The organism is Flavitalea flava, assembly GCF_054461575.1.
This window is the reverse complement of sequence record NZ_JBTLQH010000013.1, coordinates 23715-38053: the sequence shown is the minus strand read 5'-3', so window position 1 is coordinate 38053 and position 14339 is coordinate 23715. Positions and strand designations below refer to the sequence as shown.

11 protein-coding genes are annotated in these 14339 nt (G+C 46.3%); 8 read left to right on the top strand and 3 right to left on the bottom strand.

What is annotated here, in order from left to right; genetic code table 11:
* The first annotated feature begins 9 nt into the window (after positions 1–9).
* From ACX0G9_RS13890 to ACX0G9_RS13865, 6 genes are all read left to right on the top strand, one after another.
* Positions 10–1518, top strand: coding sequence for a RagB/SusD family nutrient uptake outer membrane protein (locus ACX0G9_RS13890; protein ID WP_459065522.1), 1509 nt, complete (start codon positions 10–12; stop codon positions 1516–1518).
* 101 nt (positions 1519–1619) lie between these two features.
* Positions 1620–4964 (top strand): VCBS repeat-containing protein, encoded by a 3345-nt coding sequence (locus tag ACX0G9_RS13885; protein ID WP_459065521.1) that lies wholly within the window; start codon positions 1620–1622, stop codon positions 4962–4964.
* Between the two features lie 20 nt (positions 4965–4984).
* Positions 4985–6322 carry a glucoamylase family protein gene (locus tag ACX0G9_RS13880; protein WP_459065520.1) on the top strand — a complete coding sequence of 446 codons (1338 nt, stop codon included), beginning with the start codon at positions 4985–4987 and terminating at the stop codon, positions 6320–6322.
* Between the two features lie 55 nt (positions 6323–6377).
* The gene (locus ACX0G9_RS13875; RefSeq protein WP_459065519.1) at positions 6378–8144 is read left to right on the top strand and encodes a family 43 glycosylhydrolase; all 1767 of its coding nucleotides are present in this window, start codon (positions 6378–6380) and stop codon (positions 8142–8144) included.
* 56 nt (positions 8145–8200) lie between these two features.
* On the top strand, positions 8201–10534 hold the full coding sequence (bglX, locus tag ACX0G9_RS13870; protein WP_459065518.1) for a beta-glucosidase BglX: 2334 nt from the start codon (positions 8201–8203) through the stop codon (positions 10532–10534).
* Positions 10535–10567: 33 nt separating this feature from the next.
* On the top strand, positions 10568–11182 hold the full coding sequence (locus tag ACX0G9_RS13865) for an HAD family hydrolase (RefSeq protein WP_459065517.1): 615 nt from the start codon (positions 10568–10570) through the stop codon (positions 11180–11182).
* Positions 11183–11198: 16 nt separating this feature from the next.
* Here the strand turns inward: ACX0G9_RS13865 and ACX0G9_RS13860 are convergent, their stop codons facing one another.
* From ACX0G9_RS13860 to ACX0G9_RS13850, 3 genes are all read right to left on the bottom strand, one after another.
* The gene (locus tag ACX0G9_RS13860; RefSeq protein ID WP_459065516.1) at positions 11199–11519 is read right to left on the bottom strand and encodes a hypothetical protein; all 321 of its coding nucleotides are present in this window, start codon (positions 11517–11519) and stop codon (positions 11199–11201) included.
* A gap of 95 nt (positions 11520–11614) precedes the next feature.
* Positions 11615–11932 carry a hypothetical protein gene (locus tag ACX0G9_RS13855; RefSeq protein ID WP_459065515.1) on the bottom strand — a complete coding sequence of 106 codons (318 nt, stop codon included), beginning with the start codon at positions 11930–11932 and terminating at the stop codon, positions 11615–11617.
* Between the two features lie 27 nt (positions 11933–11959).
* Positions 11960–12343: a hypothetical protein gene (locus ACX0G9_RS13850; RefSeq protein WP_459065514.1), complete on the bottom strand. Its 384-nt coding sequence runs from the start codon at positions 12341–12343 to the stop codon at positions 11960–11962.
* Between the two features lie 200 nt (positions 12344–12543).
* Here ACX0G9_RS13850 and rimP point away from each other — a divergent pair, with 200 nt between their 5' ends.
* Entirely contained in the window at positions 12544–13017 is a 474-nt protein-coding gene (gene rimP, locus ACX0G9_RS13845) for a ribosome assembly cofactor RimP (protein WP_459065513.1), read from the top strand.
* A gap of 67 nt (positions 13018–13084) precedes the next feature.
* Positions 13085–14332 (top strand): transcription termination factor NusA, encoded by a 1248-nt coding sequence (gene nusA, locus ACX0G9_RS13840; RefSeq protein WP_459065512.1) that lies wholly within the window; start codon positions 13085–13087, stop codon positions 14330–14332.
* Positions 14333–14339: the final 7 nt, after the last annotated feature.

Below are 14339 nucleotides of genomic sequence, written 5' to 3'. Positions count from 1 at the left end.
AATTAAGGTATGAAAAAGATAAAAGATATTGGTTGGAGTATCCTGCTGCTGGCCTCCGTATTTACATTATCTCCGGGGTGTAAAAAATTCCTGGATAGAAAGCCCTTGACAGCCACCTTGGACGACCTGCCTGGAGGAGGGTTGCAAGGGCAGATATTCGGCCTCTATAATGCCCTTCGGTCGGACGGCGCCGGTGGAGATGGATTTAATTCCCTGCCCTTTATGTGTATGCATAGCATCCGTGCGGACGAGGCCATTTATGCCGTTGACCCGGGAGCTGCCAGTTATAAGCCTTGGTTAGATCATTTCCAGTATGATAAAACAGCCTGGTTTAGCGGTCTCTATTGGAGTGACCACTACAAGGTGATCGGTAATGCAAATACGGCCCTGCAATTTGCAGATTCGCTGCATTTGTCCGATTCCCTTTCTTTAATTAATATTGCGGAAGCACGTTTTGTTCGCGCCTTCTCCTATTTTGACCTGGTCAGGACCTATGGCCAGGTTCCCTTAATTTTAAAAAGGGTCTTTAATAGCGCAGAGGGGAATCTTCCCAAATCCACGGAGGATCAGATTTATGCCCAGATCGATGCGGATCTGGATTTTGCCGACCTGCATCTGCCTTCAACCTGGAATGCGCCCTATATTGGACGTTTAACCAGTGGGGCATCCAAAACCCTGCATGCCAAAACCTATTTATTCAGGGAGCAATGGGCCAAAGGTTTGGCCAAGACCAATGATATTATTCAATCAGGGATCTATAGCCTGAACCAGGTTTATTACGCAAACTTTAATTATGCAACTTCCAACGGTCCGGAGTCGATCTTCGAATACAATGCCTATGGCAGCAAGGGTGGTACGGTCCGCTATGATTGCCAATGGGCAGAACCTCAGCAGGTCAGAGGATCGGGTGATTGGAACCTGGGCTGGGGCTGGAATATCCCCGATACGCCATTGATCAAGGCATTCGAACCTAATGATCCCCGTCTGGATGCAACTATATTATTTTCCGGGAAAAGTGATGGAGGAATATATGGAGGAAAGTCTAATATGGTTCCTGATACCACTAAAGTTGCATCCAAATATTGGAATAAAAAAGTATATACGGATCCTGCCGTCCGGAAAGCCTTTGGCGATCAGGGCAGCCATTTCTTGAATCATCTGATTTATCGTTATGCCGATGTCTTGCTGATGAATGCGGAAGCGGCCAATGAAACAGGGGATGGCGTTACGGCGGAGAATAACCTGGAACAGATACGGGCCAGGGCCAGGGCAGGGAACAATTTGATTCTGCCTCACGTGGCCTTTGTGAGCCAGGCGCAGATGCGAACGGCCCTCCAACATGAGAAGCAGGTGGAGTTCGGGATGGAAGCGGAACGTTTCTTTGACTTGGTACGATGGCATTTAGGTGTCCAGGTATTGGGACCTTCCGGATATACGGATAAGAATAAATACTATCCGTTGCCTAACGATGCCGTCACCCAATCGAACGGGGTTCTGGTACAAAATCCGGACTATTAATTTTTATGCCGGTTAATAAGAAAAGGGCTACCCATCAGAAGGTAGCCCTTTCAGTTTATCCGGGAATCGCTAAATTGAATATTATTAAATCCGACAAGTATATGGCTAATGTAAAATGGATGGCTGTTCTTTTACTAATCTTACCGCTGTTTATTTTTTCCTGTCATGATTCCGGCCAGCATTTTACCGCATTGCCTTCTTCGGAAACGCATATCAATTTTACCAACAATTTGGAAAAGAGGGAAGGATTCGGAATACTCTATTATCTGTATTATTATAATGGAGGCGGTGTAAGTGTGGGGGATATCAACAACGATGGATTGCCGGATATTTATTTTACTGCCAATAGCCATGGCGGCAATAAGTTATACCTGAACAAAGGAAATTTTCAGTTTGAGGATATTACGGAAAAGGCCGGCGTGGCAGGAAGTTCGGATTGGTGCAGCGGCGTAACGATGGCTGATGTGAATGGGGATGGTTTCCTGGATATTTATGTTTCGGCGGTCAGTAATGCTTTTGGACTACAGGGGCATAACGAACTTTTTATTAATAATGGCAACGGGACTTTTACCGAAAGCGCAGCGCAATATGGATTGGCCTTTTCGGGCTATTCCGTTCAGGCGGCCTTCTTTGACTTCGATCACGACGGTGATCTGGATTGTTTTATTTTAAATGAATCACTTACACCGAACGAACGGATCGTCGACACCAGTAACCGGAGAAAGATCAATCCTTATGCAGGAGGCAGGCTGTTCCGGAACGATCTGAACACACCGGCAAAAAAATTCACGGATATTTCCGCACAAGCAGGTATTTACCAGAGCAGCGTTAGTTATGGACTGGGTCTGGCGGTGGGCGATATCAACAACGACGGGTGGGATGATATCTATGTGGGCAATGACTTTCATGAGAACGACTACTATTATATCAACAACGGCGACGGAAGCTTCACGGAGAGCAGCGCTAAGCACTTTAACCACTATAGCCGTTTCAGCATGGGCAATGACGCGGCAGATTATAATAACGACGGTAACCTGGATATCATAACCCTGGATATGCTGCCACCAGATGAAAAAGTATTAAAAACCTATGGCAGTGACGAACGGGTGGATATTTACAATTATAAAATCATCAACCCGGGATATCAGCCCCAGTTTTCGCGTAATTGTTTGCACCGGAACAATGGGGATGGGAAAAGCTTCAGCGATGTAGCCCTGATGGCGGGGGTATATGCGACAGACTGGAGCTGGAGCCCCCTGATGGCAGATTTTGATAATGATGGCAATAAGGATCTTTTTATATCGAGCGGTATCGTCAAACGGCCGGGAGACCTGGACTATATCCGTTTTGTTTCCGAATTGGCCAGACAGAAACAGACCAATCCTTCTGCCAACCTGGATGAACAGGCTTTGGAAAAAATGCCGGACGGAAGTTCGCATTGTTTTTTATTTAAGGGCAACGGAGATGGTAAATTTGAGGACAAAAGCACCGACTGGGGATTTACCACAAAAAAAGGATATTTCAACGGCGCAGCTTATGCAGACCTGAACAATGACGGGAACCTGGATATTGTTGTCAATCCGTTAATGGCAGAAGCGTTTATCTATAAAAATAATTCCCCGGTGAAAAACTTCCTGGAAATAAAATGTAAGGGCGACAGTCTCAATACCTTCGGTATTGGAACCAAGACCTACGTATTCCAAAAGGGAAGGATGCAATACCAGCAACTGATGCTGACCAGGGGTTTCCAATCTTCTTCTAATTCGAATCTTCATTTTGGCCTCGATACTACAACGGTGATCGACAGCCTGCTCATCGTATGGCCGGATGCAAGCTATCAGGTGATTAAAAATCCGGCGGCAAACAAACTGCTGACCGTTGAGAAAAAAAATGCTGCCGGGAAATTTATAAAAAAAGAGTTTTTTCCCGAAAAGCCGGAGCCCATTGCAGCGCTGCCCTCTTTATTGAACGAGCCCTGGAAACATAAGGAAGACGATTTTAATGATTTCGCCATTCAATATTTAATCCCGCATGAATTGTCCAGACGCGGCCCCAAACTGGCCGTTGCGGATGTAAACAAAGATGGATTGGAAGACTTTTATGTCTGCGGCACCGAAGGTCAGTCCGGAAAGCTTTTTATACAACAGACCGATGGAAAATTTTCTGCAGCTGACACTGTCCTTTTTGCCAAAAACCCCGGGTCAAAGGAAACAGATGCCCTTTTCTTCGATGCGAATAACGATGGCTTCCCCGATCTCTATATAGTTTGCGGCGGCAATCATTATACGGGTAACAATCCGCTCTTGCTGGATCGTCTTTATCTGAATGACGGGAAAGGTCATTTTAGCCAAACGGAACAACATTTGCCATCTGTCTTTTCCAACAAATCCACGGTTTGCGCAGCAGATATCGACGGAGACGGCGACATGGATCTTTTTGTCGGAACGCTGGCAGATCCTATTGCCTATGGTTTCCCGCAAACGTCTTATTTGCTCATCAATGATGGGAAAGGAGTATTCCGGGTTGCTCAGGAAACGATGATCGATCTGAAGAACATAGGAATGGTCACTGCCTCAGCCTTTGCAGATGTTAACGGAGACGGAAGAAAGGACCTGATCGTTGCCGGGGAATGGATGCCCCTGACCCTTTATCTGAATCAAAAGGATGGATTTAAGCCCGTACGATTGCCGGACGGGGATGGGATCTGGCAATGCCTGGAGATAGCGGATGTGAACGGAGATGGATTTCCGGATATCCTCGCGGGTAACTGGGGGCTTAATTCCAAATTAAAGGCCGGCAAGGACAGCCCGCTGAAACTCTATGCCAAGGATTTTGACCAGAACGGAAGAGTGGACCAGGTGCTTGCCTATACCACCGATGGCCAGGAATATCCTTTTTATGCAAAGGATGAATTTGAACAGGTTATTCCCAAGATAAAAAAGAACTTCCTGTATTATGCCGATTTTGCCGGCAAGACGATTAATGAGATCTTCGATACGGCGGGAGCGGTCACACTGGAAGCAAGGGATCTTGCCTCCGCTGTTTTTATAAATGATGGCAAAGGGAATTTCCGCAGACAGGACCTGCCCTTCGGTATGCAGGTTTCGCCCATCTTTACTTTTCAGCGTTTGGCTTCCCCATCCGCTTTTATCGCCGGCGGGAACCTGTACGGCGTTTTGCCGTATGAAGGGAGATATGATGCGGGATCTTTGCTGTCGTTTAGTATTCCGGTTCTTCCTACTGAAAATCCAGGACAGCCCGGAACCCCCGGTCCGCGAAGCACTACAGCAATATTGGCCGACCAACCCATGATATTGGATATAAAAGGTCAGGTCAGGGATGCCAAATGGATACAGACCGCCAGATACGGACCGGTCCTGATCGTTGCCAGGAACAATGAAAGTTTACTCTTTTTTACCAATCAGCCATCCAATCAGCCACGATAAGAACCTGAAAGTTTATGTTGATGAAATTTATCTATACCAAAAAAGTCTTTATCCTGGTTTTATATACTATCGTTTCGGCGACGGCTCTGCAGACAATAGTAAATGCACAGACGAGGTTAACGGATTCGGCCCTCCTTGACCTGGTTCAAAAACAAACCTTTCGCTACTTTTGGGATTTTGCCCATCCCGTGAGTGCAATGGCCAGGGAACGGAGTAACCGCTCCTATGATTATGGCGATGAAGTGGTGACTACAGGAGGGACAGGATTTGGTGTAATGGCCATTGTCGCTGCTACCGATCGTAAATGGATTGGCCGGGATACGGCAGTTTCATTCCTGTTGAAAATGGTAAAATTTTTATCGAAGGCAAATAGTTACCATGGTGTATTTCCTCATTGGCTGAACGGGGAGACAGGGAAGACAATACCTTTCGGCAGGAAGGATGACGGGGCAGACCTGGTAGAAACATCCTATCTTTTCGAAGGGCTGCTTTGCGCCCGGGAATATTTTAAAGGAACGGATTCAAAAGAAGAAGAATTAAGGAACCGGATCAACTGGCTTTGGAATGAGGTGGAATGGAGCTGGCATACACGGGGCGGTCTGGATCTCCTCTATTGGCATTGGAGTCCCAACAATGACTGGAGCATGAACTTTGAACTGCGGGGTTGGAATGAATGCCTGATCACCTATGTTCTGGCAGCCTCATCACCCCATTACTCAATTAACCGGTCGGTTTATCAAAAATGCTGGGCGGAGAGTAACCACTTTAAAAATGGCAGGGAATATTATGGAGTTAAGCTGCCGCTGGGTTTTGATTATGGAGGCCCCTTGTTTTTTGCACATTATAGTTTTTTGGGGCTGGATCCCCGGGGGCTTAAGGATGAATATGCGGATTACTGGCGGCAGAATCAAAACCATACACTGATCAATTACAAACATTGCTTACAGAATCCCAAACAATATAAAGGTTATGGGGAAAATTGCTGGGGCCTGACTGCAAGCGATACCTATGATGGGTATAATGCACAATCCCCGGATAATGACTGGGGGACGATCACGCCAACGGCAGCCTTGTCATCTTTCCCCTACGAACCGGAATATGCCATGAAGGCATTAAAACATTTTTATTACGACCTTGGGGATAAGATCTGGGGCGAATACGGATTTACCGATGCTTTCAATGAGACCAGGAACTGGTATGCCAAATCTTATCTGGCCATCGATGAAGGACCGATCGTGGTGATGATCGAGAACTACCGTAGCGGATTATTATGGAAATTATTTATGAATTGTCCCGAAATAAACCAGGGGCTAAAAAAACTGGGTTTTGAAAGCCCTGCTCTGAAAACCCTGCCCTGAAAGCCCTACCCTGAAATAAACCGGAAAGGATCAACTGCCGGTTAAACGAAAAAAAATGCGCAAAATATTTTTAAGGATAATCCTGGCAGGCTTTGGTTGGCTGTTCTGTCAATCTGCTGTGAATGCGCAGGCAAAGACCTATTGCAACCCTCTCAATATCGATTACGGATATACACCGATACCCAACTTCTCCCAATGGGGACGTCACCGGGCGACCGCCGATCCTGTGATCGTCAATTACAAAGGGGATTATTATTTATTCAGTACCAATCAATGGGGGTATTGGTGGAGCAGTGATATGCTTAACTGGAATTTTATCTCCAAAAAGTTCCTCCGGCCCTGGAATCAGGGATATGATGAACTATGCGCACCGGCCGTAGGAATAATCGGTGACACGATGATCGTTTTCGGTTCGACCTATACCCGGAATTTCACCATTTGGATGAGCACCGACCCTAAGGCCAATGAGTGGAAGCCTTTGGTGGATTCCTTCAGTATCGGAGGTTGGGATCCTGCATTCTTCACGGATGAGGATGGTAAATTGTTTATGTATAACGGGAGCAGTAACCGGTATCCGTTATATGGAGTGGAGCTCGACAGAAAGACCATGCATCCTATGGGTACGCGTAAAGAAATGTATCTGTTGGAGCCTGACCGCTATGGTTGGCAGCGTTTTGGCGAATATATGGATAATACTTTTCTGGATCCTTTTATCGAAGGAGCCTGGATGACAAAACATAAAGGGAAATATTATTTACAGTATGGAGCACCGGGGACGGAATTCAGCGGGTACGCCGATGGGGTAGTCGTAGGAGACAACCCTTTAGGCCCGTTTCAGCCACAATCGGATCCCCTGTCTTTCAAACCGGGGGGATTTGCCCGGGGAGCCGGTCATGGCAGCACATTCACCGATAACCGGAACAATTTCTGGCATATTTCCACGATCGTAATCGGATCCAAAAATAGTTTTGAAAGAAGACTGGGTATCTGGCCAGCTGGTTTCGATAAGGACGGGGTGATGTATATGAATTCGGCATTCGGGGATTATCCCCATTATCTCCCTTCAGACTGCACCCGGAAACAAAACAACCCGGGCAGGCAGGGTGGTTTTACAGGATGGATGCTGCTGAATTATAAAAAACCGGTATTGGTATCTTCCTCCTTCAGCGGTCATCCTGCCAACGATGCCGTGGACGAAGATATCAAGACTTATTGGAGCGCAGAGAGCGGGAACAAAGGGGAATGGATACAGACGGATCTGGGGAATACCTCAACCGTAAATGCGATACAGATCAATTATGCCGACCAGGATGCGGAGTTTTTAGGCAAACAGACCGGGACCTTTCATCAATATAAACTGCTATATTCGCCCGATGGAAAAAAATGGACCGTACTGATCGACAAAAGCGCCAACAGGACCGACGTCCCGCATGACTATGTCGAACTGAAAACTCCTGTGAAGGCCAGGTACCTGAGATTGGAGAACATACATATGCCGACCGGAAAGTTCGCGATCAGCGGTCTTCGGGTCTTTGGAAAAGGGAACGGGGCCAGCCCGGACGGCGTAAAGGAATTTCTCGTATTACGGACTGAAAAGGATAAAAGGAGCGCCTGGCTGAAGTGGAGTCCTGTAGACAAGGCCTTTGCTTATAATATATATACGGGTGTCGCGCCGGATAAACTCTATACCTGCATCATGGTCCAGGATGCCAACGAATATTATTACAAGGGAATGGATAAAGAAAAACCCTATTATTTCACGATCGAGGCGATCAATGAAAACGGTGTTTCTGAAAGGGCGAAAGTGGTCAGGGTGGATTAAAGCTTGAACAGGCAAGTTTTGCAAATAATAAATCAGGAATATCTTAAAATCAATATATGAGATTGTCAGCAAGTTTTACGATCGTGTTATTCATAACGGCAATGCTGCAGGGAACAGCACAGACCTCATCCAAACAGAAATCCGTACAGAACACAAGCGTCCTGGCAACCACGAAAATATTCATCGATGCCCTGATGGCTAAAATGACGATAGACGAAAAAATAGGACAATTGAACCTGGTCACGGGAGGAGATGCCACCACAGGTTCCGTCGTAAGTAGGGGTGTGGAAAAAAAGATCAAAGAAGGCAACCTGGGAGCCATCTTCAACATGATAACTCCGCAAAAGATCCGGAAGACCCAGGAGATCGCGGTTAATCAAAGCCGGTTGAAGATACCGCTCATCTTTGGTTTGGATGTGATCCACGGGTATAAAACGGTATTCCCCATTCCTTTGGGTCTTTCCTGCAGCTGGGATATGGAGGCGATTGAAAAAAGTGCGCGGATAGCCGCCACAGAGGCCAGCGCCGACGGTTTATGCTGGACCTTTTCGCCAATGGTGGATATTGCACGCGATCCGCGCTGGGGAAGGATTGCGGAAGGATCCGGAGAAGATCCTTACCTGGGGTCGCAAATTGCAAGGGCAATGGTGAAAGGATACCAGGGTGATCTGTCTGAAAATAATAATATCATGGCCTGCGTCAAACATTATGCACTCTATGGAGCAGCAGAAGGAGGCCGGGATTATAATACCACAGATATGAGCCGGGTTCGCATGTACAATGAATACCTGCCACCCTATAAGGCGGCCGTAGACGCGGGAGCAGGAAATGTAATGGCCTCTTTCAACGAAGTGGACGGAATTCCGGCCACGGCCAATAAATGGCTGATGACAGACGTACTTCGCAAAGAATGGGGGTTTAAAGGATTTGTAGTTACGGATTATACTGGGATCAATGAAATGATCGATCATGGGATCGGTGACCTGCAACAGGTTTCGGCCAGAGCATTAAATGCCGGTATCGATATGGATATGGTAGGAGAGGGATTTCTGACTACTCTTAAAAAGTCCTTACAGGAAGGAAAAGTAAAACTGGCGGATATTAATACAGCTTGCCGGAGAGTTTTGGAAGCAAAATATAAACTGGGTCTTTTTTCCGATCCTTACCGGTATTGCGATGAAAAAAGGGCGGCAACGGAAATCTTCACCGATGCCAACAGGTCGGCAGCCAGGGAGATTGCCGCGGAAAGTTTCGTACTACTGAAGAACCAGGGCAATATCCTGCCTTTGAAAAAGAAAGGAACCATTGCCTTGATCGGACCATTGGCGGACAGCAAAGAAAATATGCTGGGAACCTGGAGCGTGGCCGCGGATTATTCCAAACCCATCTCCTTACTGGAAGGTTTGAGAACGGTGGCCGGAAACGAGGCAACTATAGTATATGCAAAAGGAGCGAATTTATCGGAAGATAGTGCCTTGGAAAAGAGAGTCAGCATTTTTGGCAAACCCCTTCGCATGGATAGCCGTCCGGCGGAAGAAATGATCAAAGAGGCCCTGGCTGCTGCTGCAGGAGCGGATGTGATCGTCGTGGCCCTTGGCGAAGCGGCGGAAATGACCGGTGAATGTGCCAGCCGTACAAATATTGAACTGCCCCAAAGCCAAAAAGACCTGCTGGCCGCGTTACTGAAAACAGGTAAACCCGTTGCGCTGGTTTTATTTGCCGGAAGACCGCTGGCGCTGAAATGGGAAGAGGAACATGTTCCTTCCATATTGAACACCTGGTTCGGGGGCAACGAAGCAGGTCTGGCCATAGCCGATGTACTTTTCGGGGAAAAAAATCCTTCCGGGAAACTTAGCACCAGCTTCCCCCAGAACATCGGCCAGATCCCTTTATATTATAACCATAAGAACACCGGCCGGCCTTTGGCAGAAGGAAAGTGGTTTCAAAAATACCGATCCAATTATTTAGATGTGTCCAATGATCCCTTGTATCCTTTTGGATTTGGATTGAGTTATACTACTTTTTCCTATAGTGCTGTTCAGTTAAGCGGCAGGATCCTTCAAAAAGGACGGTCCGCCGGAGCCGCGGGAACATTGACCGCATCTGTGACCGTTACCAACACCGGAACAAGGGAAGGAAAAGAAGTCGTTCAGTTCTATATCCGGCAGCTCGCCGGCAGCAATACCAGGCCAGTAAAAGAATTGAAAGGTTTTCAGAAGATCAGTCTGAAGGCGGGAGAATCCAGGACAGTAACTTTCCGGATCACCGAAAAGGATTTATTATATTATAATAACGACCTGAAGCAGGTGGCCGAGCCGGGAGCGTTCAATGTTTTTATCGGCGGCAACAGCCGGGACGTGAAAGAAGCTGATTTTACATTGAACAAATAAAACTATTTTTACGGGTTTTTAAAAGTTGAGGTTATGCAAGGTATCAAGAACATCATCTTCGATCTGGGTGGCGTGATCATCAATCTGGACAACCAGCAGACAGAGGACGCATTCGTAGCGATGGGGGTAAAGAATTTCCGGGAATATTTCGGACATGGTCATGCGGCTTCCTTTTTTAAGCAGTATGAAGTAGGTGCGATTACCGACGGGGAATTCATTGATTCCCTGAAAGAGCTGGCCGGGCTTTCCGTGCCCGAGGAAAAGGTTATCAAAGGATGGAATGCCCTGTTGAGGGATTTCCCCCCGGAGCGTATTCAACTGCTCAAGGATTTAAAGAGCCGCTACCGGCTTTTTCTTTTCAGCAATACCAATGCTTTGCATCTCGATGCGCTGCAGCAGATCTACCGGGAAACCTTCGGTAAAGGGGAATTGGACGACCATTTTGAACGGACCTATTATTCTCATATCCTGGGTCTCCGTAAACCGGATACGGCATCTTATCAAAAGATCCTGGAAGAAAATCAATTGAAAGGAGAAGAAACCTTATTCGTGGATGATGCGCTGATCAATATCGAAGGAGCAGAACAGGCCGGTCTGAAAGGCCTGTTTCTAAAACCGGGAATGACGATCATGGACGTCAAATGGTAAATTATCTTACCTCTTATTATTTTATCTCTTCAAAATCGATGTAATCGCTTTTGCTGCCAGCCTTGCCTTTCACTGCCGAACCGGTATCGGGTTTTTGCCTGGCCCCGGTCTGGCTATGGGAGTTGCGGGGCCGGGCTGGTGAGCCTTCCTGGAAAAACTCCTGCTGCCGGGTATCCTGCCGGAACCCTCCTGCCTGGTCCTGCATATGATCCTGCATATTTTTGAATTGTTCCCTTACCTGCTTGGTCGTCCGGACGATAGGCAAAAGAAAATTAAAGACGAACCGGTAGAGGAGATAAAGAACGATCCCCAAAAAAACCATTTCTGCTAATTGCATGGTAAACCTGATTAAATCTGCAATAATTCTTACAACGACCCGAAGGTAGGACAAAGACCGAAAAAATACTGTTAAAGAGGCCCCAACTTCATTTATTATTTACGGAAAACCCTGTTAGACAGCCAGTTAAGCCCATCCCCCAGTTTTTCAGCCACACGGTCTCCCAGGGTCATCAGGATCTTTTGCAAATGTTCATTCTGGAGGAATTTGTCCAGGATGGAATAGCCGGTCAGCGGTTCGCCTTCAATTTTCCTGGGCAGCAGTGAACGCACGAAAAGCGAACCGGAATGCTCCTGGAAATACGTGAAATTATCGTCTATTTTTCCTTCGAGTTCTTTGGCCTTTTGTTGCAAAAGCCGGATCTCCTTATCCAGGGAATCCAGACTCCGCGCGGTTTTTGATGACGATGCCATATTGAGATAAAGTTAAGATTATAAAATTTACCTTGGACCCTCTTCGGTCTGCTCCCCGCTTTCTTCCCTGGATTTTTGAATAATACTTTGGATGACAGGGTTTACGAACAGATTTTTCCTGAATATGGCCAGGAGCAGGAAAACCGCGATCAGCAGCAGGGTGATTAGCCCGAAACCTTTGATATAACTATGCAGGAGGCTGGAGAACCAAAAGCCGATCACCACTCCCCCGAACAGCAATATCAGGAAGACCAGGAAGAGAGAAACGATGATCCAGGCGAAATAACCTGCCGATTTGGAAAAGATACGGAGGCTTTGCAAACGATAGATCTCCATGCGGGTTTCCAGGTATTCTTTGAGCAGTGTTTTATTTTCAGCAAAAAAGGAGCCTAAATTGTCGGGTCTCTTCATAGTGGAGATTTCCTTAAAAGTACTACAAAAAATTTTCGTGAAGCTTTGAAGTCATTTTTGGTGGAAATGGTATTTATCTTACATTTGCATGAGTAAAGGAAACATCAGAAGGGAACGGCACCGTTCCCTTCTTTGTTTTTCTCAAATTAAGGCGTTCAATTTTAAAGGTCTAAAACGACCCGGCTAATGCGGGATTTTCTATGATCATGGGCAATGAAATAGTGAAGACGGTTGAAAGCATGCTGGAAGCCATAATGGCCGATGAGCCGGCATATTTCCTGGTGGATGTCAGGATAAAACCGACCAATAATATAAAAGTATTCCTGGACGGAGACCAGGGGATCTCGATTGAAAAGTGCGTACAATACAACCGGGCTTTGTACAAAAAACTGGAAGAAGCCGGACTTTTTCCGGGAGATGATTTTTCCCTGGAGGTGTCTTCTCCCGGTCTGGAAGAGCCGCTGAAATTGTTCCGTCAATACAAAAAGAACATAGGGAGGCCGGTAGAGGTCCTTATCCAGGATGGAACAAAAAAGGAAGGCCGCCTGATGGAGGTAACCGAGGACGGCATAATTATAGAAGAAGTAAAAGGAAAGAACAAAAAAAAAGAAGTGATCAGTCACACTTTTTTATTCGATAACATAAAAACAACAAAAATTCAGGTAGTATTTTAGTATACATTTCATGGTTTTTGGCAAAAATAGCCCTGAAATGAAAACTGGCTAATAAAAATCAAGTGTTATGGCAAGTATAAATTTAATCGAGGCGTTCCAGGATTTCAAGGAGGCCGAAAATATCGACCGCCCCACGATGATGAAGGTAGTAGAGGATGTATTCAAAACATTGTTGCGTAAAAAATACGGGAGTGACGAAAATTTTGACGTCATCGTGAACGCGGAAAAAGGGGATCTGGAAATTGTTCGCCGGCGTACTATCGTGGAAGATGGCCAGGTCAATGATCCGCTTGCGGAGATCGCCTATACGGACGCTACCAAGATCGAACCCGATTTTGAAGTGGGTGAGGAGTTGTATGAAGAAATTGAAATACTTGATTTTGGGCGCAGGGCGATCCTGGCTGCCAAACAGACTTTAGCCAGCCGTATCGGCGATCTGAAAAAGAATGTACTGGTAAAAAAATATAATGAGCGCGTGGGAGAAATCGTCAGCGCCGAGGTTTATCAGGTTTGGAAAAAAGAAATTCTGCTGCTGGATGAAGAAGGCAGTGAATTGATATTGCCAAAGTCGGAACAGATTCCGCAGGATTATTTTAAAAAAGGAGAATCCATCAGGGCTGTAGTAAAAAAAGTGGAATTAAAGAACAATTCCCCGGTGATCATTTTATCGAGGACCAGTCCTTTATTCCTTTCCAAATTGCTGGAAATCGAAGTTCCTGAGATCTTTGACGGATTGATTGTCATCAAAAAGATCGTCCGTGAACCGGGCGAAAGAGCAAAAGTGGCTGTAGAGTCCTATGATGATCGTATCGATCCCGTTGGCGCCTGTGTAGGTATGAAAGGAAGCCGTATCCATGGGATCGTCCGCGAGCTGAAGAACGAAAATATCGATGTAATTAACTGGACCAGTAACGTTCAACTGCTTATCCAACGGTCTTTGACTCCATCCAAGATTACAAATATGGAGCTAAACAGCGAAAAGCAGCATGCGAATGTCTATTTAAAACCTGACCAGGTTTCTCTGGCCATCGGCCGGAAGGGGGTCAATATCAAATTGGCCCAGGAGTTGACAGGATATAATATCGATGTATTCCGTGATAATGAAGGGGAACCGGAAGAATTTGACATCGATCTGGAAGAATTCAGCGATGAGATCGAAACATGGGTGATCGATGAGTTGAAGCGTATCGGTTGTGATACCGCCCGTAGCGTTCTTGATCTGACGGCAGAAGAACTGGAAAGAAGAACCGACCTGGAAAAGGGAACAATCGACGATGTAAGACGCGTACTGAAAGAAGAGTTCCAAAAGGGTTAAATCCGGG